At 36.0% G+C, this 25,596-nt stretch carries 29 protein-coding genes and 2 tRNA genes; 29 read left to right on the top strand and 2 right to left on the bottom strand.

Annotated features, from left to right (window positions below; genetic code table 11):
* The first annotated feature begins 4 nt into the window (after positions 1-4).
* The 14 genes from MUN42_RS04555 to MUN42_RS04620 all read left to right on the top strand — a co-directional run bounded on the left by MUN42_RS04555 (position 5) and on the right by MUN42_RS04620 (position 12,656).
* A complete protein-coding gene (locus MUN42_RS04555) occupies positions 5-964 on the top strand; it encodes an RnfABCDGE type electron transport complex subunit D (protein ID WP_243343242.1) in 960 nt (319 codons plus the stop codon).
* Entirely contained in the window at positions 965-1,510 is a 546-nt protein-coding gene (locus tag MUN42_RS04560; RefSeq protein ID WP_243343243.1) for an FMN-binding protein, read from the top strand. It abuts the gene before it with no gap.
* Positions 1,511-1,518: 8 nt separating this feature from the next.
* Positions 1,519-2,157 (top strand): electron transport complex subunit E, encoded by a 639-nt coding sequence (locus MUN42_RS04565; RefSeq protein ID WP_243343244.1) that lies wholly within the window; start codon positions 1,519-1,521, stop codon positions 2,155-2,157.
* 8 nt (positions 2,158-2,165) lie between these two features.
* A complete protein-coding gene (locus tag MUN42_RS04570) occupies positions 2,166-2,741 on the top strand; it encodes an RnfABCDGE type electron transport complex subunit A (protein WP_243343245.1) in 576 nt (191 codons plus the stop codon).
* A 10-nt stretch (positions 2,742-2,751) separates the two neighbouring features.
* Positions 2,752-3,549, top strand: coding sequence for an RnfABCDGE type electron transport complex subunit B (locus tag MUN42_RS04575; protein ID WP_243343246.1), 798 nt, complete (start codon positions 2,752-2,754; stop codon positions 3,547-3,549).
* A 96-nt stretch (positions 3,550-3,645) separates the two neighbouring features.
* Entirely contained in the window at positions 3,646-4,035 is a 390-nt protein-coding gene (locus MUN42_RS04580) for a NusG domain II-containing protein (RefSeq protein WP_243343247.1), read from the top strand.
* Positions 4,036-4,593, top strand: coding sequence for a Gx transporter family protein (locus MUN42_RS04585; protein ID WP_243343248.1), 558 nt, complete (start codon positions 4,036-4,038; stop codon positions 4,591-4,593).
* A complete protein-coding gene (gene radC, locus MUN42_RS04590; RefSeq protein WP_243343250.1) occupies positions 4,550-5,230 on the top strand; it encodes a DNA repair protein RadC in 681 nt (226 codons plus the stop codon). The genes MUN42_RS04585 and radC overlap by 44 nt, the downstream gene beginning before the upstream one ends.
* A gap of 9 nt (positions 5,231-5,239) precedes the next feature.
* A complete protein-coding gene (locus tag MUN42_RS04595; RefSeq protein WP_243343252.1) occupies positions 5,240-6,250 on the top strand; it encodes a rod shape-determining protein in 1,011 nt (336 codons plus the stop codon).
* A gap of 6 nt (positions 6,251-6,256) precedes the next feature.
* The gene (gene mreC, locus MUN42_RS04600; protein WP_243343254.1) at positions 6,257-7,150 is read left to right on the top strand and encodes a rod shape-determining protein MreC; all 894 of its coding nucleotides are present in this window, start codon (positions 6,257-6,259) and stop codon (positions 7,148-7,150) included.
* Positions 7,143-7,634 carry a rod shape-determining protein MreD gene (mreD, locus tag MUN42_RS04605; RefSeq protein ID WP_243343256.1) on the top strand — a complete coding sequence of 164 codons (492 nt, stop codon included), beginning with the start codon at positions 7,143-7,145 and terminating at the stop codon, positions 7,632-7,634. The genes mreC and mreD overlap by 8 nt, the downstream gene beginning before the upstream one ends.
* A gap of 9 nt (positions 7,635-7,643) precedes the next feature.
* Complete coding sequence (locus MUN42_RS04610; RefSeq protein ID WP_243343259.1) at positions 7,644-11,123, top strand: penicillin-binding transpeptidase domain-containing protein; 3,480 nt, start codon at positions 7,644-7,646, stop codon at positions 11,121-11,123.
* Positions 11,120-11,731 (top strand): hypothetical protein, encoded by a 612-nt coding sequence (locus MUN42_RS04615; RefSeq protein ID WP_243343260.1) that lies wholly within the window; start codon positions 11,120-11,122, stop codon positions 11,729-11,731. The genes MUN42_RS04610 and MUN42_RS04615 overlap by 4 nt, the downstream gene beginning before the upstream one ends.
* A gap of 1 nt (position 11,732) precedes the next feature.
* Positions 11,733-12,656, top strand: coding sequence for a ribonuclease E/G (locus MUN42_RS04620; protein WP_243343261.1), 924 nt, complete (start codon positions 11,733-11,735; stop codon positions 12,654-12,656).
* A gap of 27 nt (positions 12,657-12,683) precedes the next feature.
* Here the strand turns inward: MUN42_RS04620 and MUN42_RS04625 are convergent, their stop codons facing one another.
* Positions 12,684-12,935 carry a GIY-YIG nuclease family protein gene (locus MUN42_RS04625; RefSeq protein WP_243343264.1) on the bottom strand — a complete coding sequence of 84 codons (252 nt, stop codon included), beginning with the start codon at positions 12,933-12,935 and terminating at the stop codon, positions 12,684-12,686.
* On the bottom strand, positions 12,935-13,540 hold the full coding sequence (locus MUN42_RS04630) for a regulatory protein RecX (RefSeq protein WP_243343265.1): 606 nt from the start codon (positions 13,538-13,540) through the stop codon (positions 12,935-12,937). Before MUN42_RS04630 ends, MUN42_RS04625 begins: the two co-directional genes overlap by 1 nt.
* Positions 13,541-13,836: 296 nt before the next feature.
* On the opposite strand from MUN42_RS04630, the gene MUN42_RS04635 reads away from it, so the two are divergent.
* The 15 genes from MUN42_RS04635 to MUN42_RS04705 form a co-directional block, all read left to right on the top strand.
* A tRNA-His gene (locus MUN42_RS04635) sits at positions 13,837-13,913 on the top strand.
* 3 nt (positions 13,914-13,916) lie between these two features.
* A tRNA-Leu gene (locus MUN42_RS04640) sits at positions 13,917-14,002 on the top strand.
* 124 nt (positions 14,003-14,126) lie between these two features.
* Positions 14,127-14,354, top strand: coding sequence for a DUF6290 family protein (locus MUN42_RS04645; RefSeq protein ID WP_243343267.1), 228 nt, complete (start codon positions 14,127-14,129; stop codon positions 14,352-14,354).
* Complete coding sequence (locus MUN42_RS04650; protein WP_243343269.1) at positions 14,347-14,610, top strand: type II toxin-antitoxin system RelE/ParE family toxin; 264 nt, start codon at positions 14,347-14,349, stop codon at positions 14,608-14,610. Before MUN42_RS04645 ends, MUN42_RS04650 begins: the two co-directional genes overlap by 8 nt.
* 229 nt (positions 14,611-14,839) lie before the next feature.
* Positions 14,840-15,646 (top strand): bifunctional hydroxymethylpyrimidine kinase/phosphomethylpyrimidine kinase, encoded by an 807-nt coding sequence (gene thiD / locus MUN42_RS04655; RefSeq protein WP_243343271.1) that lies wholly within the window; start codon positions 14,840-14,842, stop codon positions 15,644-15,646.
* Between the two features lie 250 nt (positions 15,647-15,896).
* Complete coding sequence (locus MUN42_RS04660; RefSeq protein WP_243343272.1) at positions 15,897-17,156, top strand: trypsin-like peptidase domain-containing protein; 1,260 nt, start codon at positions 15,897-15,899, stop codon at positions 17,154-17,156.
* Between the two features lie 124 nt (positions 17,157-17,280).
* The gene (ylxM, locus tag MUN42_RS04665) at positions 17,281-17,604 is read left to right on the top strand and encodes a YlxM family DNA-binding protein (protein WP_243343274.1); all 324 of its coding nucleotides are present in this window, start codon (positions 17,281-17,283) and stop codon (positions 17,602-17,604) included.
* Between the two features lie 12 nt (positions 17,605-17,616).
* The gene (gene ffh, locus MUN42_RS04670; RefSeq protein WP_243343276.1) at positions 17,617-18,957 is read left to right on the top strand and encodes a signal recognition particle protein; all 1,341 of its coding nucleotides are present in this window, start codon (positions 17,617-17,619) and stop codon (positions 18,955-18,957) included.
* Between the two features lie 16 nt (positions 18,958-18,973).
* The gene (gene rpsP, locus MUN42_RS04675) at positions 18,974-19,219 is read left to right on the top strand and encodes a 30S ribosomal protein S16 (RefSeq protein WP_243343278.1); all 246 of its coding nucleotides are present in this window, start codon (positions 18,974-18,976) and stop codon (positions 19,217-19,219) included.
* A 1-nt stretch (position 19,220) separates the two neighbouring features.
* Positions 19,221-19,445 carry a KH domain-containing protein gene (locus tag MUN42_RS04680; RefSeq protein ID WP_243343280.1) on the top strand — a complete coding sequence of 75 codons (225 nt, stop codon included), beginning with the start codon at positions 19,221-19,223 and terminating at the stop codon, positions 19,443-19,445.
* Positions 19,442-19,930 carry a ribosome maturation factor RimM gene (rimM, locus tag MUN42_RS04685; RefSeq protein ID WP_243343282.1) on the top strand — a complete coding sequence of 163 codons (489 nt, stop codon included), beginning with the start codon at positions 19,442-19,444 and terminating at the stop codon, positions 19,928-19,930. The genes MUN42_RS04680 and rimM overlap by 4 nt, the downstream gene beginning before the upstream one ends.
* On the top strand, positions 19,923-20,639 hold the full coding sequence (gene trmD / locus MUN42_RS04690; protein WP_243343283.1) for a tRNA (guanosine(37)-N1)-methyltransferase TrmD: 717 nt from the start codon (positions 19,923-19,925) through the stop codon (positions 20,637-20,639). The genes rimM and trmD overlap by 8 nt, the downstream gene beginning before the upstream one ends.
* Entirely contained in the window at positions 20,617-20,964 is a 348-nt protein-coding gene (gene rplS / locus MUN42_RS04695) for a 50S ribosomal protein L19 (protein ID WP_243343284.1), read from the top strand. The genes trmD and rplS overlap by 23 nt, the downstream gene beginning before the upstream one ends.
* Positions 20,965-21,241: 277 nt before the next feature.
* Positions 21,242-21,427 carry a hypothetical protein gene (locus MUN42_RS04700; RefSeq protein WP_243343285.1) on the top strand — a complete coding sequence of 62 codons (186 nt, stop codon included), beginning with the start codon at positions 21,242-21,244 and terminating at the stop codon, positions 21,425-21,427.
* A 166-nt stretch (positions 21,428-21,593) separates the two neighbouring features.
* Positions 21,594-25,596: Rib/alpha-like domain-containing protein (locus MUN42_RS04705; protein ID WP_243343286.1), on the top strand; the 4,003-nt coding region annotated here is incomplete at its 3' end.

Consider the following 25,596-nt stretch of genomic DNA (forward strand, 5'->3'; position numbering starts at 1 on the left):
GTACATGGAAAATAAAAAGCAATTATTGGTAACAGCTTCTCCTCACTTAAGAAGCTCTAATACAGTTAGAAGAGATATGCTTGATGTAATAATCGCCCTAATTCCTGCAGGAATCGTAGGAGTTTATCAATTTGGCTATAGGGCAGCAATACTAATCGCAGTATCTATCCTAGCTTGTGTGTTATCAGAACTTATATTTGAAAAAATAACAAAAAGAAAAGTAACAATAGGTGATTTATCTGCAGTAGTAACAGGAATCTTATTGGCATACAATGTTCCTTTTACCCTACCAGTATGGCAAATGGCTATAGGTGGTGTATTTGCTATAGTAATAGCTAAGATGTTCTTTGGTGGTTTGGGACAAAATATCGTAAACCCAGCCCTTGCAGCAAGAGCCTTTTTGATGGCATCTTGGTCAGAATCAATGACATCCTTCATACCACCAGCAAGAAAGGGAGCCCTTGCAACTGTAGGCGATGTATCAATGCTAACAGGAGCTACACCACTATCAGATCCAAATAGTTTCTCACTAATGGATCTCTTCCTAGGAAACATTCCTGGAGTGATCGGTGAAGTATCAGCCCTAGCAATCTTGATAGGTGCTTGTTACCTACTAGTAAGAAAAGTAATTCACATAAGAATACCACTTACATATATTTTAACTACAGTGATATTCCTAGCTATCTTCAACAAGGGAGTAGCTAGCTTGCCAAAAGACATCCTATCTGGAGGACTACTCCTTGGAGCTTTCTTTATGGCTACAGACTATACAACAACACCAATCACAATCAAGGGTCAATATATTTTTGCAATAGGAGCAGGCTTACTTACAGCTGTAATTAGAGCCTTCGGTGGATACCCAGAGGGTGTATCTTATTCAATTCTATTGATGAACTTGGTAGTACCAATAATCGAAAATTACACAAGACCAAAGACTTTTGGTAAGGCTAAAAAGGAGAAGTAAATGAATAATTCTATTAAATTAGGTTTAAAACTACTTTTAATAACTTCTGTAACTGCCTTAGCCCTAGCTCTAACTAACATGCTAACAGCACCTGTTATAGAAGCTAAGGCCCAAGAACAACTTCAAGAATCCCTAGGAGTAGTATTCCCAGCAGATACCTATGAAGAAGCTGAACTTGCTAATAAACCAGATACTATAGTAGAAGTTTACAAGGCAACAGGATCTAATGGCGATGGCTATGTCTTCCAAATCCTATCACCAGGTGGATATGGTGGAGATATAGAATTCCTCCTAGGAGTTGATAGTGAGCACAATATAACAGGCTTTGCCCCACTTAACCATGCTGAATCTGCAGGATTTGGTAAAAATATGGAAGAAGATTTCTTCAAAGAAGGAATGATCGGAGTAAATATGGATGGCGAAGTAACTGCAGGCGAAACAACAGAAGAAAATCAAATCGTTGGAATAACAGGAGCTACAATTTCTACCGGAACAATTGTTAGGGGTATAAATGATGCAGCTTCAATTATAGGTGAATTAGAATAGGAGTTATTATGGAAAAACAAGTAGAAGTTAAAAAAGAAAAGAAAACTCCTAAGGCAAATTTGGGAAAAGTATTTGGAGATGGTATTTTCTCAAATAACCCAGTCTTTGTTCAAACTGTAGGTATGTGCTCAGTCTTGGCCATATCTTCATCTTTGGCAAATGCCGTAGGAATGGGAATTTCGGTAATCTTTGTAGTAGTTATGAGTAACTTGGTTATCTCCCTACTAAGAAATTTCATTTCTGATGAAATAAGAATACCAGCCTTCATAGTAATCATAGCTGGATTCGTAACAATAGTACAAATGCTAATCAAGGCTTACTTACCAGCTCTTGATGAATCCTTGGGTATCTTTATACCACTTATAGTAGTAAACTGCTTGATCCTAGCCCGTGCTGAAGGATTTGCTTCACAAAACGGCCCTCTTGCATCAATAATAGATGGTATAGGTCAAGGACTTGGTTATACCCTTGCAATTTCATTACTTGCCTTCTTTAGGGAACTATTTGGTGCAGGAACCTTATTTGGAGCAAGGATAATCCCTGAAGCTTATACTATAGGATTTTTACAACAACCGGCATCATCCTTCATAATTCTTGGAATGTTAGTTGCTGGCTTTAATGCAATCAAAAGAGCAAAGAATAGATAGGAGATACTATGGGAAATTTATTTTCAATAATAATAGCTACTATATTTGTAAGTAACTATGTACTAGGACAATTTTTGGGAATCTGTCCTACCTTGGGTGTAACAAGTAAGGTTGAAACAGCTAGAGGAATGGGCCTTGCCGTAATCTTCGTTATAACACTTTCATCAATCATAACTTGGGTAATTCAATATTACATATTAAATCCATTAAATATCGGATACTTACAAACAGTTGTATTTATCTTGGTAATAGCTGCTTTGGTACAAGCAGTAGAAACAGTTATGAAAAAATCTATGCCTTCCCTATATGGGGCCTTGGGAGTATTCCTTCCACTTATTACTACCAACTGTGTAGTATTGGGTGTAGCTATAAAGGTAATAGACAATTCTTATAACCTACTAGAAACAATAGTTTATGCCCTATCAGCATCAGTAGGATTCTTATTAGCGATTATGATACTCGCTTATATAAGAGAAAAGATAGAGTATAATTCTATACCTGAAACCTTCAAGGGTGTGCCAATTACCCTAGTAACACTAGGTCTTATGGCAATCGCCTTTATGGGATTTGCAGGCTTAGCTTAGGGGGATAAGAATGAATATAATAATACCAGTAATAGTCTTAGCTGCCCTAGGATTCTTATTTGCAGCTTTACTAGGGGTAGTTAGCAAGAAATTTTATGTAGAAAAATCAGTTAAAGAACAAGAAGTCAGAAATGCCTTACCAGGTGCAAACTGTGGTGCCTGTGGTTTTCCAGGATGTGATGGTCTAGCAGAAGCCATTGCCAAGGGAGAAGCCCCAGTCGATGCATGTGCCATAGGGGGTAAGGCTGTAGCAGATGAAGTTGCTGCTGTTATGGGACTTGAAGCTAGTGGATCTGATGATAAGAAGGTAGCTGTTGTAAAATGTGATGGTAATTGTGATGCAGCCAAAGACCAATTTACTTATTCAGGTCTAGAAGATTGTAGGGCACAAATTGCCCTATATGGGGGCAAGAAAGCTTGTAACTATGGCTGCCTAGGCTGTGGAACTTGTGAGAAAGCTTGTCCTTTTGATGCAATTCATATAGAAAATGGAGTTGCCAAGGTAGATAGGTCTAAGTGCGTTGCCTGTGGCAAGTGTGTCAGTGTTTGTCCTAAGAAAATTATAAATCTTGTGCCATTTAAGCAAAAGCAAGTCGTTATCTGCTCATCCCACGATAAGGGTAAGGATGCTAGGGCAAATTGTAGCAATTCTTGTATAGGTTGTACAATATGTGCCAAAACTTATCCAGAAGCCTTCAAGATGGATAACTTTTTATCCAAGGAAGTTTGGGGAGATGACTTTGATCTTGAATTATTAAAACAAGCTCAAGAGAAATGTCCAAACAAGTGTATAGAAATTTTTGAATAAGAAAGACCTACTGTGGAGTAAAATTCACAGTAGTTTTTTTATACTCAAATTGACAAAATATAAGGTAAAATGATACACTAAAATCTGAGGTGTAATATGAAATTAAAAAAAGGAGATATCTTTATAATAGGATTTCTTATGATTTTTTCTTTGGGATTGAGCTTCTTTATTTCCTTTATAACAAGTGGGATTAGGGGAAATGTATTAAGAATAGAGCAAGATTCAAAAATCATCAAAGAAGTTTCTCTTGATACTGATCAGGAGTTTAGAATAAATTATGGCGGACATTATAATATAGTAAGAATATCTGGAGGTAAGGCAGAAGTATCAGACGCTGACTGTGCAGATCTTATTTGTACTCACATGGCACCAATATCCAATGTTGGCGAGACCATAGTGTGCCTACCTCATAGGTTGTTTTTGGAAATTTATAATGTAAATGACAAGGCTCACATGGGCGATAGTATAGACAAGGTGGTTAGGTAGATGGCAAGAGGTATAAAAAGAATAACAGACCTTTCCCTCCTTACTGCCATGGCCTTAGCCGTATCCCTTATCGAGCATTATATACCCTTGCCCATACCAATTCCGGGTGCAAAATTGGGATTATCTAATATAATATTACTAGTAAGCCTATATTTTTATGGATTCAAATCGGCGCTTGTAATTGGGATTATGAAGTCGTTTTTGCTAGTCCTTATAACTGGATTTGTAACTTCTTTTTTCTTTTCACTAACAGGGGCAATCTTTGCTTCTATTTCTATGAACCTAGCCTTAAAGGGACTCGATAAGTCCTTTAGTTTTATAGGAGTTAGTGAGATAGGGGCGTTTTTCCATAATTTTGGGCAGGTGCTTGTTTCGGTTATAGTTATGGAAAATATTAAAATGTATTACTATTTCCCACTATTAGTTTTCATCGGAACATTTAGTGGGTTTTTTGTTGGATTAAGCTCAAATTACCTGATAAGGCATATGGAAAAAATTGGGAGAGTAAAATACGATGACAAAGTTGATGAAGGAGATGGATCCGGATCAAAGGCCTAGAGAGAAGCTAATTAATGAGGGCTTTGAAAGTTTATCAGAAAAGGAACTTTTGGCCATTATTATTTCTACAGGCTCTAAGGGGAAAAACGCCCTGGAGCTTGCCCAAGAAATCTTGGATAGTTTTTCCTATGAAGAACTTAGGGATATAGAAGTAAGAGAGCTATCTAAGATAGGTGGCATCAAGGCTGCCAAGGCTAGTAAGATTGTCGCATCCCTCCAGTTTGGGATTAGGGTAAATGAGAAGATTTTAGCTAGGAAGATTGAGGCTATAACTTCGCCAAGAGATGCTTATGAAATAATGAGGGATAAGCTAGAATTTGCCAAGAAGGAGTATTTTTATGTAATCTTACTTAATAGTAAGAACGTAATAATTTCCAAGGAATTAATTTCGATTGGGGACCTTAATACAACAATTGTAAACCCAAGGGAAGTTTTTAAGCCTGCTATCAAAAAATCTGCCAATGGTGTTATATTAATCCATAACCATCCAAGTGGCAACCCAAGTGCTTCGAAAGAAGATTATCTAGTAACCCAGAGGCTAAAAGAGGCAGGAGAAATTCTAGATATAGATGTGATAGACCATATAATTATAGGCCATAATGACTACTATAGTTTTAAAAGAGAAGGAAAATTGTAAGAGGTGGATATGAAATTTAGAATAATTGCTAAGGATTTTGCTATAGATCTAGGTACTAGCAATATTTTACTTTATAAAAAAAATGAGGGGCTAATAGCAAATGAGCCTTCCTTTATGCTTTTGGATGAGAATAATACCAAGGTCTTGAAGGTGGGAGCTGAGGCCAAGGAAATGTTGGGTAAGACCCATGACAAGGTCCATGTAGTTAGGCCTATAGAAAATGGAGTTATAACTGATTTTAACCTAACTGAGGCCCTTTTAAATTACTTCTTTAAGAAGATAAACCCAGGCTTTTGCTTGGTTCAGCCAAGGACTTTGATAGCTGTTCCTAACCAAATTACTGATGTAAAGGCTAGGGCCCTAGAGGATGCAGCCCTTTATGCTGGCTCTAGGGATGTTATTTTGGTTGACCAAAACCTAGCTGCAGCCTATGGGATAGGACTTGATCCTGATACAGCTAGTGCAAGTCTAGTGGTAAACCTTGGTGCAGGTCTTAGCGAAGCATCGACCCTTGCCCTTAATGGCATAATTAGTGCCAAGTCCATAAGTAAGGGTGGAGATTATTTGGACAAGAGGATAGGAGACTACTTTAAGAATAGTCTAAAACTTGAAATCGGTAAGAATACAGCAGAAGAAGTCAAAAATAATATCCTATCTCTAAGGATTAGGGATAAATCTTTGACACTTAAGGTAGAGGGTAGAGACCTCGAAAGTGCTATGCCAAAGGAAGTAGAAGTAAATAGTGGATCTCTAAAGGAGATAGCTCTTGACTATGCAGACTCTGTATATGAAATGATAGTAGAAGTCTTGGAGAAAACTCCTCCGGAGATATCTAGGGATATTAAGGATAAGGGGATTTTCTTAACAGGAGGACAAGCTATCTTACAAGGCCTAACAGAATACTTATCATCTAAGCTTTCCTTAAAGGTTTCATATTCAGATAATCCTCTTGAGGATGTAATCAGAGGTTGTGCAATAATCCTTGAGGATCCAGATAGGTACGCGAAGTATCGTAAGTAGGTTCACATGGCATATAGAAGAAAGAAAAAAGATAGGAAGGGCTTTGTAGCAACAGTTGTTATCCTCCTTGTTGTTATAGTGGTATCTTCCCAAACAGAAAAATTAAATCAAACAGGATCCAATATAGCCAACACAATCTTTGCCCCTATTGAGAAGCTAAGCTACTCTATATCTTCTCAAGTTATAGAGCAATTCGAGAGAACTCTAGGTTCCAAGGAAACTAGGGAGGCTGTATCAAAACTTGAAGAAGAAAATAAGGCCCTAGAGATTGAAAATGCTAAGCTAAATACAATAATAGCTAAGTCTGAATTTTTGGAAATGGAAAGAAGAGCAGTAGACGAAAGTCCAAACTCCTACATGAAGGCAAGTGTAATAAATACAGATACCAACTCTATGACCAAAAATTTCACTATAGATAAGGGAGCTGTAGATGGGGTTGAGGTAAATGATATAATCCTTCAAGCCGTAGGAGATTCTTCATATTACACAGGTCTAGTTGGCAAGGTAACTGAAGTCTACCAAACAACTTCAAGGGTAGAGACTATCAATAGTCAGTCAAATGATGTATCTTTTATTAACTCTGCCAGCGGAGACTATGGAGTGTTGGATAACTTTACCCAAAAGACTATCCAAGGCTATATGATAGATGTGGATAGTACAGTTGCTCCTAAGGATGTTCTCTTGACCTCAGGTCTTGGTGGAGTTTATCCTATGGGAATTTATGTAGGTACAGTTAGCAATGTAACTATGAGTGAAGATGCCCTTAGGAAAAATATTACTGTTACATCACCAGTTGATTTTTCCCACCTATATAGAGTTTTGATTTTGAAACAAACCGATCAATATAATGTGGATGAAGTTATAGAAAACGAAGATTACCAAGGAGAGGGCGATGAATAAGTTTAAGACTTTTATAATACTTTTAATATCTTTTATTTTGCAAACATCGGTCTTTTCAAAGATAGATATATTTGGAGCTAATGTAAATATTTTTATCCCAGCCATCGTAGCTCTTGCAGTCTTTTTGGGAGAAAGGGTAGGAGGCTATTCTGCCCTTTTACTAGGACTTGTGGAGGATTTTCTCCTAACTCCTGTGATAGGGGTTAGGGCCTTGTCATATTTTTTGATAGGCTATTTGGTAGGAGCGGCTGGATTTAAGGCAAAGAAGGACAGACTTTCAGGTTTAGGTCTAACCATCCTTGCCAGTGTAATTAACTTTATCTTAGTTTCACTAATCTACTACCTACTAGGTAAAAAGGCTATAGAAATATTTGCCTACCTACCTCTAGGTATTTTTGTAGAAGCTATCCTAAACGGATTAATATATTTTATCTACTACTCAATAGTAAAGAAGGTTATGTATATTCCAACTTATAGAATTTGAGGTGTTTAAATGAATAATAGAAAAGAAAAAAGACTGGTCTTTATTGAAGTCCTTGTAGTGATTTTGTTTGTAATAATTGCTGCAAGACTATCAAAAATAATGCTAGTCCAAGGGGACTACTATAGGGATCTATCTGATAATAGGAAGGTAAAGGAGATAGACGATATAGCAAGCCGTGGTAATATCTACGATAGGAATGGTAATATCCTCGCTACATCCATACCATCCTTTGCAGTTTCCCTATACAAGGATCAATTGACAAGCCTGGATGAAGAAGATAGAACTAAAAACATATCCGAGCTTGTAGATATCCTAGAAGAAGACGGGGTCAACTACACAGAAGACTTCCCAATTAGGTTAAACTCTTTTGAGTACAAGAGTGAAGAAGATTACTTTAGAGAAGATGATATGCCTATAGATAAGGTAGTAAATCTCATCATAGATAATGACTTGATTAGGGACTTCATAAGCTCATCTTACAAGAACGATGGAATTGAGTATGAAACAGCCAAGACCTTCCTCTTAGCCCTTAGAAAAAGAGGAATTGTCCTACCTATCCATGTTGGACAAAGTGAAGACCAGGTAAGCTTGACCTACAAGGACAATGCTGAGGAAAAATTAAAGGAAGTAGGCCACACCATAGAGGAAGATCCCCTAGATGTAATAACCAAGGAAGTAGGCAAGGATGAATCTGTAATCTTGTCAGTGCTTCAAAATTCCCATGCAAGAAAACTGGCCTACAATCTCTTAGCAGGAAATGATTTATTGGGTGACTTAGTTCTAAAAGATTATGCTAGCAAAAATGATGAAGATTTCCTAGAAAAGAAGGCTAAGCTCCACAAGATTTATGAAAATATCGACTTTGCTTCAGCCCCGGCAGATGATTTTTATGAAATAGTCAAGAAATCTACTGTAGAAGACCTCTTGACCAAGGCTTCTGTAAATGACAAGGGAGAATACATAATCCCTGCCAATATTTTGATAGAGAACCTATCTAACAAGGGAATTTATCCAAACTTTGAAACAGAAGTTATAACAGAAAAAGAAGATGATCAAAACGAGTATAGGGTAGAAGTTCGCTTTAGAAACCCTGACGCAGGCTCCCCTGTAGCAAAACTTGCTGAACTTGCTGATGAAAATGGTCTTTTAAAGGACTTGATCCTATCAGAAGATATAAAATATATGGCCCAAAATTCAAATACAACAGCAAATATTTACCCAAATATTGATATTACTGAGGATGACCCAGAAGACTGGACTTATACCTTTAATAAGGACGAGAAGGATTTTTATACCTACTATGCCCAAAAAGATAAGACAAATTCTACCAAGGACATTGTAGAGATCCTTGCTAATGAAGCTGATGCAGGAAAAATCCTTGCCTACCTCAAAAAAATAAACAATATCGACCAATACAATGACTATGAGGCAGTAGGACTACTAACTATTGATAACACCTTAAATATGCAAGGTAACTATGGATATAGACCAATAAATGTAGTATATAATCTGGACGAATCAACTGTCCTAAAGATAGAAGAAAAAATCGACTCATCAGCGGGAGTTGTTGTCGATACAATTCCTATTAGATCCTATCCAAATAGGGAACTAGCTAGCCATATCTTAGGCTACATGGGACCAATCGCTACATCAGATGAGCTAGATAAGTATGTAGATGATAGGGGATACCTAAGAGATGAGATCATAGGTAAGACTGGTATAGAAGAAGCCTATGAAGATAACCTCAAGGGTAAGAATGGTAAGAGCCTAGTAACTGTAGATTCTAGTGGAAATAGACGCCAAACCATCTCCAAAACTACTTCAAAACCAGGAGATGATATCTACCTAACAATAGATAAGGACCTTCAAAAACAAGCAGAAGACTCCTTAAAGAATGTCCTAGATTCAATTAGACTAGGAAAAACCTATACTTCTGATTATGGTAGCTTCAATGCCATAGATCCAGCTCCTAATGCAGAAAGTGGGGCAGTTGTTGTTACAGATGTAAATACTGGTGAAGTCCTAGCCATGGCTTCATATCCAAACTACGATCCAAATATATTTGCGACGGGAGTTTCATCATCTGACTGGGATTCCCTCCAAGTAGATGAAGGATCTGGTCCATTAGTGCCTAGACCAATGCTAAACATTGCGACCCAAACAGCTGTAATGCCAGGCTCAACATTCAAGTTGGTATCATCTCTAGCAGCCTTAGAAAAGGGACTAGACCCTCTACAAACAAACTATTGCTATGGCTTTATGGATATAGGAAGTAGGAGGTTCTCATGCTTGATATGGACCGAAACTGGTCAAACTCATGGGGAAGAAAACCTCTATGGGGCCTTGAGAGACTCTTGTAACTACTACTTCTACACCCTAGCCTTAGGCAAAAACCCTAGAGATGAAACAGATCTTGGAGTCAAATTAGAGTTAAATGATATAAGACTTACTGCAGAGAAACTGGGGCTAGGAGAAAGAACTGGTCTTGAGATTAACATACCTAACGAAACATCTGGTAATATACCAAGTGTAGGAAAGAAGGTAGAAGTTACCAAGGCTATGCTTAGAAAATACCTAAAAAATAACCTATCGCTCTTCCTAAAAGATGATGTTAAGAAAACAAGGGATGAATTTAATGCTGATATTGAAGAAATAGTAAACTTTGCTGATGATCCAGAAAGATGGACCAGGGTTGAGATAATCGACTATCTCGAAGATAAGGGCTATGAACCTATAGGAATCTATGAAGGGCAAAGAGCAGGACTTGCAGATACAATCAAATTTACTTATTTGAATCAAGCAAGCTGGGATATTACAGATATGCTAAACATTGTTATAGGCCAAGGACAAAACTCCTACACACCAGCTCAAATGAATAGGGCTATGTCTACCATAGCTAATGGGGGATATTTAAATAAATTTACCTTGATAAATAAAATAGCCAGCCATGAGACTGATGAGGTTCTTTTCGAAAATGTTCCTCAAAGGGAAAAAATCGACATTAAAGACTACAACAACTTGGAAGACATAAAATATGGAACCATGTTAGTAGCTAAGAACAATCCTATCCTTAACAAATTACCTATTGATATAGGAGTTAAAACAGGAACGGCAGAAGTTGAGGGTCAAAACGAAGATGGTAGTGACTATTATCCTTATGCTTGGATGATAGGATTTGCGCCATATGATGATCCTCAAATAGCTGTATCAATTATACTTACTCAAGGAGATACATCCTATAATGTTTCACCTATTATGAGGGATATTATAGGAAAATACTTTGACCTAAATGTCAATATTTCTAATGATAATGATGACAAGTCTGATGTAAACAAAAGTGAGTTTGGTCATAGTGGCCACGAAGCCGATGAAAGCTTAGACCATGACCATGGAGATCCATGGAGAGAGGAAGAATGGGTAGAAGAGGGCGCTGGTGAAGAAGTGAATGAAACTACCGAAACCACAGATGCAGCCGAAGGTGACTTATGATATATGTAATTAATTCTGATAATGATAGAGCGAGAGTGAAATTTGCAGTTGCCCTTGCTAATGACCTAGCAAAATCAAGTAAAACTATCCTCATATCAAACAAAAGAAATGATGAAAATATAGAAGATTACTTTGGTATGGATGGGATTTTTGCCTATGACATCTATGATTACTTTATGGGTCTAATTGACCTAGATGACTTAATAGTAAAGAGAGATGAAGCTAATTTTATAATTGCTCCCCTCCTTGCTGATAAGTATCAGCCTAGTGGGGAAGACTTTAGCAAATTATTAGCAGATCTCCCCTATGAAAATATCATCATAGACAGCCTAGATTTTGACTTAATCAAAGAAAAAAGGTCTCTTAGAATAGTCGAAAGTGCCTCTATGCCTATTGATATTAAGGAAGAATTTTTCTATATCCTAGGAGATCCTGACTTTGATGATAGAACTATGAAGGAAAAAATCGAATCCTATGGCAAAAAATACCTAGGGACTGCCAAGAAAGATAGCAACCTAGTTGACCTTGCAAGATCCCTCGTAAGGGGTGAGGGCAAGGTAGTTCCTAAAATTGGTTTTTTCGAAAAAATAAAGATGAAATTTAGATAGCATGTCTTATATATTTGTAGATGAAAAAGAAAAAGCCTTCGGAGTCATATCCGAGGGCAATATTTGTAAATTGAACTTTTATTCTGATGACCTAAATAATATTTATAGGGGAAGGGTAAAAAATAAAATCGACTCCCTCAATGCCTATTTTGTAGAATACGATAAGGGTAAGGACATCTTCCTAAACTCATCCATTCCCTACAAGGTAGGCGATAATGTAATAGTCCAATATGTAAAAGAAGGGGCCAATGGCAAGCTCCCCCAAGGAAGCCTGAATTTCACCATAGAAAATGACTCCTACCAGGTAAGGAGGTACCCTCTAAGAAAAAGACCCTGGCTAAAGGAGGGGAAGGCTAAGGATAAACAAAAAGCTAAGGACCTATGGGACCTCAAGGAAAAACTGATAAATGAAGAAAAATTCTACCCAACCCCCAAAGTCCTCTACAAGAGGTCAGAACTAGATAGGTTTTTGGAAGCTAATAGGGATATGGAAGTCAATAAGGTCGACTTGAGAGAGCTAAGAGAATTTACTGACCTGGTAGAAAAATTGAAGGATAAGAGGGTTTATTATAAGGACCTATCGCTTATAATTGAAGAACTTGAGACCCTTACTGTAATAGATGTAAATTCCTCATCCAAAAAATCTAAAAATAATAAGGATAAGTACTTGGAAAATATAAACCTCGCTCTCGTAGATACCATAGTACAAGAGCTTAGCCTCCGTAATATAGGGGGAATGATTGTAATTGATTTTCTAAGAAATAAGGATAAAGAAAGAATCGAAAAAGCCATGACATTAGCCCTGGAAAGAAATAATTTACCATGTAAGTCTTACGGCTTTAGCCAAATGGGCCTCTTTGAGATAAGTATCGAAAGACGTGGAGATAGCCTAAGAAAAGAACTTGCTAAGAGAAATCTCCTTTGAAATTTTAATAAGAAAAGAGCTAGATAATCACTTAATAAAGTCCTTCACTAGCTCTTCTTTTTTTGCCTTAGATAATTTCTTGATCCTGTATTCTAATTTTAAGCCAGTAGATTTATCGGCAACCTCCCTATAAAAAACTAACTTTACAGGTCGCCTTGCCCTCGTGTACTTGGCTCCCTTGCCAGAATTATGGGCCTTAACTCTATTGTCGAGATTAGTCGTGTATCCGGTATATAGTGAATTGTCCCTGCATCTTAGCATATAAACAAAATGTCCCATCAAAAAAGCTCTCCTATAACCCTAGAAATAATATCATAGGCAAAGCCCTTAGATGCAAGGTGCCTATAGACCTTGTTTTTATTTTCAAAAGAATAATCGCCCCTGGCCTTTTTTTTAGCAAAATAGAGGGCCTTCTCATACTCATCTTCACTATCAATAAGTTCATCAAGGGACCTATTAATCAAATCATCATCTATCCCCTTGGCCCTTAGCTTGTAGCTGATTTTATTTCTGGGCCAGGAATTAATCTCTGACTTATCCCTAATAAAAGATCTCACATAGGCCTCATCATCTACCAAATGATATTCATCAAGAAAGTCCATTACCCTATCAATAATAGAAGGGTCATAGTCCTTATCCATGAGGATCTTCCTTAGCTCAAAGGAAGTCTTATTGGCATAGGAAATACGTTTTAGGACGTAATTCTTGGCTTTATTATAAGAATTTTCCTCAATAATAAGCTTGTAAAGGTCAAAATCCACCTCATCTCCTTTGGTAAAATTATTCTCGTGGAAGAAATCATAGGAAGTATAGAAAGACTCACCCTCTATAGTAAGCCTCACAAGCTCATACTTGTCGCTATATTCTATTGAATCAATAATCATAAAGTAGAAACAGCGTTATAAATAATAGGAGCAACCATAGCAAGGGCTACAACTACAGCAAAAATTTTTAAAATAGTTTTCTTATTCATACATTCACCTCATAAACATCTTACTCCAAAAGGGAAAAAATAAAACATAAAAAAATTTAAAGAAAAACTTGACGAAAAATAAAATCCGTAGTATCATATAATCATTGAGAGATGAGACAAGCGAATATATAATAAAAATCAAAAAAATATTTGCTTCATACTTGACAGACTATTAATTAAATAGTATACTATAAAAGTAATGGCTTGGTGGGTATGGTCCAGTTGGTTAAGACACCTGGTTGTGGCCCAGGAGGCCGTGAGTTCGAGTCTCACTACTCACCCCATATGCGGGATTGGCGGAATTGGCAGACGCGCTAGACTTAGGATCTAGTGGGAATTTCTCGTGAAGGTTCGACTCCTTTATCCCGCACCAAAGAGTGCAAGGAATGTTGGTTAACAGCATTCCTTTTTTTGTACCTAAAAATGCTAGCTACTTAGAAATAGGGTTTGATTTTTATGACTTGTGTAATACAATAGTAGTATAAAGGGGTGATAAGATGGATACAATCGTTAAATCAATAAGGTTTACTAGTGAAGAAGAAAAACTTATTAATGACTATGCTAAATTTGCTAATAAGACTTTTTCTGATGTTGTAAAAAGTGCCATACTCGAAAAACTTGAAGACGAATATGACTTAAAATTGGCTGAAGAGGCCTACCAAGAATATCTCAAGGATCCTGTAACTTATAGTATGGAAGATTTGTATAGGGAATTAGATGTATAAGTTAGTTAGAAGCAAGTCTTTTGATAATACTTTCAAAAAAATAGATAAGCATGAAGCCAGACTTATATTGAAGTATATAAAAAATAATATTGATGGAATTGAAGATCCTAGAAGCAAGGGACGTGCCTTGGTAGGAGACAAGAAAGGCTACTGGAGGTATAGGATAGGTAACTATAGACTTATTTGCAAAATAGAAGACGACAAACTCCTAATCCTTGCCCTTGCAGTAGGCCATAGGAGAGAAATCTATAAGTAAGGGTCATCAGGCGGTGGCCCTTTTTTAGATTTTTCCTATAATTCTTATCTAACCTTAGCAAATGAGAAAGCCCTTTCTTGTATTTGTTCCTTTCCTACCATATAGTAAAAGTGAATAAGATATAAGCCTTTGGCTTAGGATGATTATGCTAGCCTTTGGGCTTGCAGTACTATTGATGAGGGGCTTAGAAGCTCCTATTTTTATTTAAAGAATTTGAAAGGTGGTTTTTATGAAAACAGCTCTTACAATAGCAGGTTCTGATAGTTCTGGTGGTGCAGGGATCCAAGCCGATCTTAAGACTATGATTATGAATGGTGTCTATGGGATGAGTGCTATAACTTCTCTTACTGCTCAAAATACTACTGGGGTCTTTGCTATTAAAGATGTTAGTGATGATTTTTTGAAGGAAGAATTGGATTCGGTTTTTGAAGATATTTATCCTGATGCTGTAAAAATAGGTATGGTATCAACTTCTTCATTGATTAGGACCATAGTTGAGAGATTAAACCATTACCAGGCAAAAAATATTGTCCTTGATCCAGTTATGGTAGCTACTAGTGGCGCAGTTCTTATAAATGATGATGCTATAGAAATTCTAAAGAATGAACTTGTTCCGATAGCAAGCCTTATAACACCAAATATCCCTGAGGCTGAGATCCTTATAGGGGAGAAGATTACTAGTGAAGATGATATGGTTAGGGCAGGTGCAAAGATATATGATACATACAAGGTGGCAGCTTTGATTAAGGGAGGTCATAAGGTAAATGATGCCAATGATCTCTTATATAATGAAAGGTCCTATACTTGGTTTAAGGGGAAGAGAATAGATAATCCAAATACCCATGGGACAGGTTGTACCCTATCATCAGCTATAGCATCAAACCTTGCCAATGGATTTGATCTAGAAGATGCTGTAAAAAGGGCTAAGGATTATATCTCTGGAGCCTTGGCAGCAGGACTTGATCTTGGTAAGGGCTCAGGGCCAATCAATCACGCCTTTGATCTAGCAGGTGAGTATAAGAAAGAAAATAGCTAAAGCTATAGTTCTCGCTTTTAGTGAAGAGCTTTTTCTTTAATTAAGCTAGCTCCTAGACTAGAAATATAATATATGGTCTATGAAATAAAAAATATTTTTTAAATATATAAATATAATGGAAGGGAAGTTAAAGTTATAAGCTAAAATTTTAATTTTATTTTGCTTTAGCTTAAATAAGATATTAGCATCAATACCTTTGACAAATTTTCTTCATAATATTAGGGTATCATTATATAAATAGGAGGTAAATATGAGTGATAAAAGAAAATCAGGCTCAAGCTTTGCCCACTTCGCATCAGGACTACTTGGTGCTATAATAGGTGGAGCCTTGGTATTTTTTCTAGTTGGTGGCAGTAATGCTAACACTAACACAGAAGTAAGCCCAGGACAAGAAGTTCAAGAAAGAGCCGACAATAAAGATAATAAGAAAAATAATACTAGTATATCTTCATCAAATGGTGAAGAGTCAATGGAATCACTAGTTGTTAAAAAATCAATAGATTCTGTCGTTGGAATAAACACAATATCTGAAGTGGTTAAGGATACATTTTTTGGCCAACAATCTGGATATGTAGAAGGTATTGGTTCAGGATCTATTGTTACTGAAGACGGATTTATCGTAACCAATTCCCACGTAGTAAGCGATGGTAATGTAAATAAGATAAATGTTGTCTATTCTGATGGCGAGACCCAAGAAGCCAAACTCGTTTGGAATGACCAATCCCTAGACCTCGCTATAATAAAAGTAGATGGCAAGGACCTACCAGCTATCGAACTTGGAGATAGTGATGAGATGGGAGTTGGTGATAGGGTAGTGGCTATAGGTAACCCTCTAGGACTAGAACTCCAATCAACAGTAACCAGTGGTATAATATCAGGACTAAACAGGACTGTATCCTTCAATACTGGTGTCAGCATGGATGGACTTATGCAAACAGATGCAGCAATTAACTCTGGTAACTCTGGTGGAGCCTTGCTAAATACAAATGGTGACCTTATAGGAATAAATACTGCTAAGGCTGGTAATAGTGATGGTATAGGCTTTGCTATTCCAATCAACATAGTTAAACCAGTCATTGAAAAGGTAAGGGAAACTGGGGAATTTAGTTCAGTTTACCTAGGAATAACAGGACAATCCCTTGACTATTTAAAACAAATACCTAATTTTCTTACCGATGATTTGGGTATAGAAGAAGGTGTCTATGTTGTATCAGTCTTCGATAAGGAAAGTCCTTTCCAAGAAAAAGACGTGATAACTAAGGTAGATGGTATAGAAGTAAAAGATATGTCAGCCCTAAGAAAGGCCCTACTAAATTACACAGTAGGTGATAGTGCAAAAATTACTATATATAGAGATGGTAAGGAAGAAAAATTAAATGTTACCTTTAATATCGATTCATCAAATGTAGATGAGTATAGTAATGCAAAACCTCAAAGTGAGCAAAGCAATGAAGATAGTAAAGATAATGAAGATTCAGAAGAATTAGACTCTTTCTTCCAACTACCATAATTAGGACAAGTCGGCTTGATGCCGGCTTTTTTGTCCTCACTTTTGCTGTCAACATTTTTACTTGACATGGCTATTAGAGGGTGTATAATATGAGGGTCAAGTAAAAAGCTTGACGGGTGATTTTATGGAAAAAATAGTAAAAGTGGCTCAATTATTTGATATATATGGCCCACTTCTTAATGAAAAACAAAGAGACGTTATCAATAGCTACTATAACGAAGATCTTTCATTACAAGAAATAGCTGACAATACTCAAAGGAGCAAGCAGGCTATATCTGATATGATAAATAGATCTGTCGAGAAATTATTTGAGTTTGAAGATGAGCTTTCTTTATTTGAAACTAAGCAAAACCTCAAGGATAGGCTATTTTTAATAAAAGAGCTGATGGATGATTCAAATTATACACAAGCTAAAGATGAGATAACAAGACTTATAGAAAAAATATAGAAGAGGGATATTATGGTATTTGAAGGCCTTTCTGAAAGACTCCAAGCAACACTTGGAAAACTTACCGGTAAGGGAAAACTAAGCGAAAAAGATATAGACGCCGCTATGAGAGAGATCAGACTCTCTTTACTAGAAGCAGATGTTAATTACAAGGTTGTAAAGGAGCTTGTAAAGACAATCAAAGAAAGATCACTTGGCCAAGAAGTAATGACCTCGCTCACACCAGGACAAATGGTGGTTAAGATTGTAAATGAAGAACTTACAAATCTTATGGGTAAGGAAAATTCAAAACTTGACTTTAAGGGATCAACTCCCCACATGGTTATGATGGTGGGACTCCAAGGTTCAGGTAAGACAACTCACAGTGGTAAACTTGCTGTAAAATTAAAAAAAGAAAACAGAAATCCTATGCTTGCAGCTCTTGATATCTATAGACCTGCAGCTATTGAACAACTTAAAGTTGTAGGAGAGAAGGCTGGAGCCTATGTTTTCGAAAGAGGTAAGAAAGACCCGGTAGAAATCGCCAAAGAAGCCAAGGACTATGCTAGGGCTAACAACTACGATGTGGCCATAGTCGATACTGCAGGTAGACTTCAAATAGATGAAGACCTTATGGATGAGCTAAAAAATATAAAAGAAGCAATCAATCCTGACGAGATATTACTTGTAGTTGATGCAATGACTGGTCAAGAGGCAGTAAATGTTGCCAAGACCTTTGACGAATACTTGGATATAACAGGGGTAATCCTAACCAAACTTGATGGTGATGCCAGAGGTGGTGCAGCACTTTCAATAAGAAAGGTTGTAGGAAAACCAATCAAATTTATAGGTGTAGGAGAAAAACTTGACGACCTAGAACCCTTCCATCCAGCAAGAATGGCTAGTAGAATCCTAGGCATGGGAGACGTCCTTTCACTAATCGAAAAAGCCGAGAAGCAATTATCCATAGATAATGCCAAAGAGCTTGAGAGAAAAATGAGAGAACAAACCTATACCCTAGATGACTTTATGGAGCAAGTTAACCAAATAAGAAACATGGGTCCACTTGAAGAGCTACTAGGCATGCTACCAGGAGTTAACTCAAAGATGCTTAAGGATGTTAACGTAGATGATAGTGGCTTTGTCAAAATCGAAGCTCTTATCAATTCAATGACCAAGAAGGAGAGAGAAAAACCTGAAATAATTGGCAAGTCTAGAAAAGAAAGAATAGCCAAGGGATCAGGTGTCGATATCAACGAGCTTAACAAATTGCTCAAGCAGTTCAAAGAACTCAAAAAAATGATGAAAAAAGTGGCAAACTTCAAAGTAAGCAAAAGGGGAAGAAGATTCCCAAGAATGCCATTTTTTAAATAACGAATAGGAGGAAAATATGGCAGTAAAAATTAGATTAAAGAGAATGGGACAAAAGAAAAAACCATTTTACAGAGTTGTAGTTGCAGATTCAAGAAGTCCAAGAGACGGAAAATTCATTGAAGAAATCGGAACATATAACCCAATCTCTAATCCAAAAGAATTTAGAGTAGACAACGAAAAAGCTAAACAATGGATCAAAAACGGTGCAAAACCAACTTCTATTGTAGAAAAACTATTCAAAGACAACGACGTATTAGCTTAATATGAAACAACTAGTTGAATTAATAGTCAAAGAATTAGTAGAAGATACTGACGCTGTAAATATAGAAGAAACCAACAATGATGGAGAAGTTGATATCATAATCCATGTAGCAGAAAGCGACAAGGGAAGAGTGATAGGACTTCATGGTAACATCATCAATTCTATAAGGGCTATAGCCAGGGCAGCGGCAATCAAGGAAGATGTTAAGGTCAACATCAGAATATGAAAATTACAGTTGGAGAAATCACAACAAGCCATGGCATAAGAGGAGCCCTCAAGGTAAAAATTCTTTCAGATAATCCTGAGAGATTTAAGGAGGGAGCCAAGCTAAACATAGGCGAAGAAGTACTTACAGTTGAAAAAACTTTTGATCAAAAGGGACAAAAAGTCATTAAATTCAAAGAATATGATGACATAAACCAAGTACAAAAGTTCATAGGAAAAGACGTCACCATAGATGAAAAAAAACTAGGAAAACTAAAAGACAATGAATTTTATATCTATAAGCTAATAGGAGCTGAACTTATCTCAAATGGGCAAAAAGCAGGTAAGGTTAAGGATATAATCAGTGGTGTCTATCCCAATGACGTATATATAATCGAAACAACTGACAACAAGGAAATACTCCTACCAGCTTTAAAATCTGTAATCAAAAATGTTGACGTAGACAACAAAACCATAGAAGTAGATAACTTAGAAGACTATGAATAAAGTTACCATACTTACCCTATTTCCAGAAAGTTTTGAATTTCTAAAAACCTATGGAGTTATAGGAAAAGCGATCGAGAACAAAAAATTAGAAATAAATCTAGTAAACATAAGAGATTTTTCAAACGATAAGCACAATCACGTAGATGATACAGTATACGGTGGGGCAGCTGGTATGCTTATTAAACCCCAAGTCTTATATGATGCTTTGATGTCTGTAAAAAAACAAAAATCAAAAGTCTGCTATATGTCAGCAGCGGGCAAGAAATTAAATCAGAAATTAGCAATCGACTTTGCAGAAATCAAAGACCTTATAATAATTTGCGGTCACTACGAGGGCATTGATGCGAGAATTACCAACCACTATGTGGACTATGAAATATCTATAGGAGATTATGTACTAACAGGTGGAGAGATACCTGCTATGGTACTCATAGATTCCATGGCAAGATTTATAGAGGGTGTTGTAGGAAAAAGAGAATCCCTAATTACAGATTCCCATTACAATACCTTGATTCAGGGAGATGAATACACCAAGCCTAGAAACTTCCGAGGCTACATGGTACCAAGTGAACTAATAAGTGGCGACCATAAGAGAGTAGATGAGTGGAATAGGCGAAGTGCAATAGATAAAACAAGAAGAGTAAGACCTGATCTATACGAAAAATTCTTACGAGAGGAGAGTAAAGATGGAATTAATCAAGAAAATTGAAAAAGATAACCTACGTAAAGAAAACTACGACTTTAGAGTAGGTGATACAGTTAGAATAAGCTACAGAATCAAAGAAGGCGATAAGACTAGACTTCAAGACTTCGAAGGAACAGTAATCCACATCCACGAAGGTGGAATCAACAAGACCTTTACAGTTAGAAGACTAAGCTATGGAGTAGGTGTAGAAAGAACCTTCCCATACCATTCACCAAGAATCGAAAAATTAGTAGTAACCAGACGTGGTAAGGTAAGAAGAGCTAAACTAGGCTACCTAAGAAATCGTCAAGGTAAGGCTGCTAAGGTTAAAGAAAAAACAAATTATTAAAAACAAAAGCTTCTTGAACTGACCTACAAAAGTTAGAGACAAAAACTAACTTAAGGAGGTCAGTTTTTAAATGGCAAAATATAGTAGAGAATTCAAAAGTAAAGTAGTCAATGAATATTTTTGTTAATTAACAAAAATATAATCTTCCAGATAAAAATATCATTAGATAATAGGTTAATGCATATCAAAACTTAGGTTATGATGGACTAAAACAATAAATACTAATTACGCTTTAGAATTTAAGCTAAATCTAGTAAACTTTTATTTAAAAGGAGAATTGTCCTATAAAAGTCTAGCTAATGAATTTAAAATCAATAACCCCTCAGTAATTGTAAGATGGGTAAAAGAATTTAGAGAAAAGGAATTGAAGGATAAAAATCTAAAAAGAGAGGAAGACCTTGAGGACTGGACAACATCATCTAGAAACATATTAGAATGTATCATTAAATATTGTACTAGATAAATTTACACAATATTCTGGACTTTACTGTTAATTGATACTATAATCTTAATAAGATTTAAATTAATAATTTGTTTTTTATATATTAGATTTTTTGTTAGTTGTAAATGATGAAATTTGATTTAAATCAAAAATATAGAAAGGAAATTGTATGAATTCTCAAGAAAAAATGAAGCAAATTATTGCTCGTAAAAAACAAATGACTAGTGAGAAAAAACCTAAATATGCAACTAGGAAACTCTCTATAGGTTTGGTATCTTGTTTATTGGGATTTTGGATACTTGTTACACCTCAACAAGTAAAGGCTTCTGAAATATCTCCAATACCTACAGAAGAGAAAGAAAGTGCAAATCTAGAAGAGCTTACTACGATTTTAGACAAAGATACAGAGCTAAAAGAAGAAAATCCTGTAACTCCTACAAGTGAAAATGGCGAAGAAGTTACTAATGATCTATTAGAAGAAAATCAAAGTCTAAAACAAAATGCAGAACTTCCAACTTCTAAAAACGAAAGTGATGAAGAAGTTATAGAAGATGAAAAAACAGAAGAAAAACTAAGTGATCTATTAGATGTAAAACTAAAAGAAAGTCTTGAATTTAAAGAAAAAATTAAAATCGAAGATCTAATAGAAAATATAAGCGATCTTGAAGGTGCAAAATATGAATGGACTATTGAGCCAAATAGCCAAAGTCTTAATGGAACTTTTAAAGTAACTTATAAAGATAATTCATCAGAACTTGTAGATGTAACCTTTGCTAATGCAGCTGAAGCGGCTTTGTATGAAAATAGAGCAGCCGAAGGAGAAAGTGAGCCTTCTACAACAAATAAACCAGAAGGTACTATAGTTTCTAGCGAAACCGAAGTAAAAGAAAACTGGGAAAGCACTTCAAGCGACGAAGATTACTGGAATTTATCTGAAAATCAAAGACTAGTAAGAGTCGGAGAAAGTGATCCAATAGATACAGTAGATATAAACTATGATGGTTACTTTTTAGATAGCGAAGGTAATACTAACCTAAGACTAGTTTATAAAGAAATGTCAACAGTAGTATCTGCAGTATGGCACAATGCAGTATTTAAAATTGACAGTGATCTTGAAGATAAGATCGACTGGGAAAAATCATATGCAGTATCAAAAGATGGAAATAAATTTACTTTTACTGATCTAGGTGGATATAAGGCTTTAAAGGTCGATGATAAATTAAATAGAAGTGGTCAAATAAACAATCTTCCTATAAATCTTGTTTTAAAAGATGGTAATACTATAGAATCTCTTGGTAAAAACAACTACTCTATCCAAATGAGATTTGTAGATAATAAAGGTGAGATGGTATATGCCTATGCACCAAAAGGAAGTCCATTAGATTATTCTACTTATACTAGAAAGACAGCTATTGCCTTAGCAGATGGCATAAGATCTGAATTTTTAAAAGGACCTCAAGCTGATAGTGACCAAAATGCTCTTCAAAGTCAATTTATGACAGAGTTTATATCAAATCCAGAGACTACAGATGAGAACTTAGCAATACTAAGAACTCAATATGAAAGTTTAGATGACGTAGGTTTAACTGCTAACAAAAATACTATAAGCAGTAAGAGTCTAGAAGATAAGCCACAAGGCTTTACTCAAGTCTTTGATGCTCGTCTTGTTGAATTCTTCAAAGAAGATGAAAATGGAAGTATAGCGAAGGTATATTTAGCTGATGCAGATAAGAAGCCAAATAATATTGAAGATGCTATTTATATTAAAAAATCAGATATAAATTATTCAGAAGATGGTAAAATTGCTTATATAGTTATAGCAGAAGAAAACTTTACAAAAGATGGAGTAAAGACAGTTAGAGTAGATAGATTAAGAGGAACTGTCTATAATAATAGCCTATACTTTACAACAGTAGATTATAATGTAGATAAAAGCAAGTTCCAAGACATCTTAACTACAGAAAAGAATCAAGAAAAGTTTTCGTTGATGACAGGCTTCCTTGAAACAAACCCCGTAGGTTGGAATATCTTTGAAGAAAATAAAGATACTGAATCTGTAATAAGTCCAGGCCAAAAGTTTATAATAGATGTATCTGGCATTGCAAAAGATGATACACAAGATATCATGGTTCAAATAGGTGATAAAGATACAGCCCTTATAAGAACTATGCAAGGTTATTATGTAAAAGGTAAAAATTTAGATGTAGGTACAAGTAGTATTGATTCTATAGAAGAAGTAGCTGCAGGCATCTATGAAATAACTCTTCGTGAAGGTGCTACTCTAAAAGCGGGTGAAGCTATAAGAGTTTACCTACCAGATAACAACGCTATCGAAGGTCCAGTATCATTTATTGAACAAAATAACGGCTCAGAGAGAAATGAGGGAGCTGCTACTTTAGAAATAAATAATAATAGAAATATAGATCTTCATATCTACAGAAAGGATAAGGGTTCATTTAAACTTATCTATACTCCAAAAGGATCAAGCGAAACTAAAACCATAACCTTTACTAAGGGAGGAACATGGAAAGATGATGACGAAGATGATTTGTTTAATAGTGCAAATAGAGCAGTATTACCAACTGGTGGTAATTTTGAGATAGATGTAGACAAACTCGAAGCTGGCACAGATATAATTGTAGAAGCCTACAATGAAGATGGAGTCAAAGAAGAAAATCTAACATCATATATCAAATACACTCCTCTTACAAAATCAGATGAAAGATACGAAAAAATGGCTTGGGTAGATCATACAGACAACTTATCAATAGTTTCAGTAAACAAGTCAATTTATCTTCCATACTTAGAAGCATTTACAAATAACACTTATGAAAGTGCTTTTAATGATGAAGAGATAATTTATAATGAAAATGCCTTTAACGATCAATTTAATAACCAAGTAGATGCTAATGACTTTAACGATCCTACCAACTATATCCTAGGCTTTACTAAATATGATGGTGGAAATATTAGAATGCGTTACTATGCTCCAGACGGAAAAGTTTACGTAGCAACAGCTGTTGCAGCTTCTAATGAATATGATGGTGATGGCAATATAGTAGGAGAAGATCTTTCAAAGCTAGTAGTAGTAGATGGACAAGAGTACAAAGTATTCCCATATAGAATAAGTCTAGATGACCTAAGAGAATTAGGAGTAGGAGAAGGAGAAGCACTTAACCTAAACCTATTAAAAGATATGAGATTCTATACTAATGCTTCAGACGGTTCATCTCTGGCATCAGATTGGTTAGAAACTAGAGTAAAGGCTAGAGTACTATTTGATGCAACAGAAGGTGCTTTTACTGACGGCTCACAAACTACTTCAAAGGTAGTACCAGATAATGTGTTATTCCGTGACCAAGCAGGATATATGGCAAATGGTTTTGAAGGAACTGGAGTAGTAGAAGGAACAGGAGATGGATTTGCAGAAAATCCAACAGCTGCTGGAAAAACATTCCTAGGTTGGGTAACTGAAGAAGGTAAAAATCAACTTGGAAGTACCACAGTTAAAGCAAGTGCATTTGATGCTCTTGATTCTAGCTATAAATTCACATCAGAAACACCAGTGGAACAACACCAAAAGGTATATGCTATTTACTCAGATGAAATACTAATTACCTTTAATGCAAATGGTGGAAAGTATGAAGACGGAACAAGTACAAAGTCAGACAATATAGAAGATGGAATAAATGCACCAAGTCCAAGCCAAGAAGGAAAAGAATTCTTAGGATGGGCAAGCACACCAGATGCAAAAGCTGCAGAAGATGGCATACTTGATAATGTAACAGAATCAAAAACAGTCTATGCTGTATGGGGTGAAAAAGCAAATAAAGAAAAAGACATCTACACTCCAGAAGTAAGCCCAGTTACAAAAGAAGGAACAGCAGTAACAGAAGCTGACATCACTGGAGCAATTACAGTACCAGGCTATCCTGAAGATGCCGAAGAAAAACCTGTAATAACAATAGATGAAGGACAAACTTTACCAGACGGAACAGAAGCTGGAGAATATAAAATAACAGCAACAGTAACATATCCAGATGGAACAAGTGAACAAGTAGAAGTAACTGTAACAATAACAGAAAAAGCAACAGCTAAAGAAGCCTTAGAAGCAGAAGTAGCTAAAGCTGATGAAGTAAAAGCAGGAGATTCTTACACAAACGCAAGTGAAGAAAAGAAACAAGCATACG

It is taken from the genome of Anaerococcus sp. AGMB09787 (assembly GCF_022808955.1).
In the GTDB taxonomy this organism is placed as follows: domain Bacteria; phylum Bacillota; class Clostridia; order Tissierellales; family Peptoniphilaceae; genus Anaerococcus.

Excerpts from the sequence above, each read along its gene's own strand:
- MUN42_RS04555 (WP_243343242.1), top strand. The coding sequence starts at position 5 with ATGGAAAATAAAAAGCAATTATTGGTAACAGCTTCTCCTCACTTAAGA.
- MUN42_RS04560 (WP_243343243.1), top strand. The coding sequence starts at position 965 with ATGAATAATTCTATTAAATTAGGTTTAAAACTACTTTTAATAACTTCT.
- MUN42_RS04565 (WP_243343244.1), top strand. The coding sequence starts at position 1,519 with ATGGAAAAACAAGTAGAAGTTAAAAAAGAAAAGAAAACTCCTAAGGCA.
- MUN42_RS04570 (WP_243343245.1), top strand. The coding sequence starts at position 2,166 with ATGGGAAATTTATTTTCAATAATAATAGCTACTATATTTGTAAGTAAC.
- MUN42_RS04575 (WP_243343246.1), top strand. The coding sequence starts at position 2,752 with ATGAATATAATAATACCAGTAATAGTCTTAGCTGCCCTAGGATTCTTA.
- MUN42_RS04580 (WP_243343247.1), top strand. The coding sequence starts at position 3,646 with ATGAAATTAAAAAAAGGAGATATCTTTATAATAGGATTTCTTATGATT.
- MUN42_RS04585 (WP_243343248.1), top strand. The coding sequence starts at position 4,036 with ATGGCAAGAGGTATAAAAAGAATAACAGACCTTTCCCTCCTTACTGCC.
- radC (WP_243343250.1), top strand. The coding sequence starts at position 4,550 with ATGACAAAGTTGATGAAGGAGATGGATCCGGATCAAAGGCCTAGAGAG.
- MUN42_RS04595 (WP_243343252.1), top strand. The coding sequence starts at position 5,240 with ATGAAATTTAGAATAATTGCTAAGGATTTTGCTATAGATCTAGGTACT.
- mreC (WP_243343254.1), top strand. The coding sequence starts at position 6,257 with ATGGCATATAGAAGAAAGAAAAAAGATAGGAAGGGCTTTGTAGCAACA.
- mreD (WP_243343256.1), top strand. The coding sequence starts at position 7,143 with ATGAATAAGTTTAAGACTTTTATAATACTTTTAATATCTTTTATTTTG.
- MUN42_RS04610 (WP_243343259.1), top strand. The coding sequence starts at position 7,644 with ATGAATAATAGAAAAGAAAAAAGACTGGTCTTTATTGAAGTCCTTGTA.
- MUN42_RS04615 (WP_243343260.1), top strand. The coding sequence starts at position 11,120 with ATGATATATGTAATTAATTCTGATAATGATAGAGCGAGAGTGAAATTT.
- MUN42_RS04620 (WP_243343261.1), top strand. The coding sequence starts at position 11,733 with ATGTCTTATATATTTGTAGATGAAAAAGAAAAAGCCTTCGGAGTCATA.
- MUN42_RS04625 (WP_243343264.1), bottom strand. The coding sequence starts at position 12,935 with ATGGGACATTTTGTTTATATGCTAAGATGCAGGGACAATTCACTATAT.
- MUN42_RS04630 (WP_243343265.1), bottom strand. The coding sequence starts at position 13,540 with ATGATTATTGATTCAATAGAATATAGCGACAAGTATGAGCTTGTGAGG.
- MUN42_RS04645 (WP_243343267.1), top strand. The coding sequence starts at position 14,127 with ATGGATACAATCGTTAAATCAATAAGGTTTACTAGTGAAGAAGAAAAA.
- MUN42_RS04650 (WP_243343269.1), top strand. The coding sequence starts at position 14,347 with ATGTATAAGTTAGTTAGAAGCAAGTCTTTTGATAATACTTTCAAAAAA.
- thiD (WP_243343271.1), top strand. The coding sequence starts at position 14,840 with ATGAAAACAGCTCTTACAATAGCAGGTTCTGATAGTTCTGGTGGTGCA.
- MUN42_RS04660 (WP_243343272.1), top strand. The coding sequence starts at position 15,897 with ATGAGTGATAAAAGAAAATCAGGCTCAAGCTTTGCCCACTTCGCATCA.
- ylxM (WP_243343274.1), top strand. The coding sequence starts at position 17,281 with ATGGAAAAAATAGTAAAAGTGGCTCAATTATTTGATATATATGGCCCA.
- ffh (WP_243343276.1), top strand. The coding sequence starts at position 17,617 with ATGGTATTTGAAGGCCTTTCTGAAAGACTCCAAGCAACACTTGGAAAA.
- rpsP (WP_243343278.1), top strand. The coding sequence starts at position 18,974 with ATGGCAGTAAAAATTAGATTAAAGAGAATGGGACAAAAGAAAAAACCA.
- MUN42_RS04680 (WP_243343280.1), top strand. The coding sequence starts at position 19,221 with ATGAAACAACTAGTTGAATTAATAGTCAAAGAATTAGTAGAAGATACT.
- rimM (WP_243343282.1), top strand. The coding sequence starts at position 19,442 with ATGAAAATTACAGTTGGAGAAATCACAACAAGCCATGGCATAAGAGGA.
- trmD (WP_243343283.1), top strand. The coding sequence starts at position 19,923 with ATGAATAAAGTTACCATACTTACCCTATTTCCAGAAAGTTTTGAATTT.
- rplS (WP_243343284.1), top strand. The coding sequence starts at position 20,617 with ATGGAATTAATCAAGAAAATTGAAAAAGATAACCTACGTAAAGAAAAC.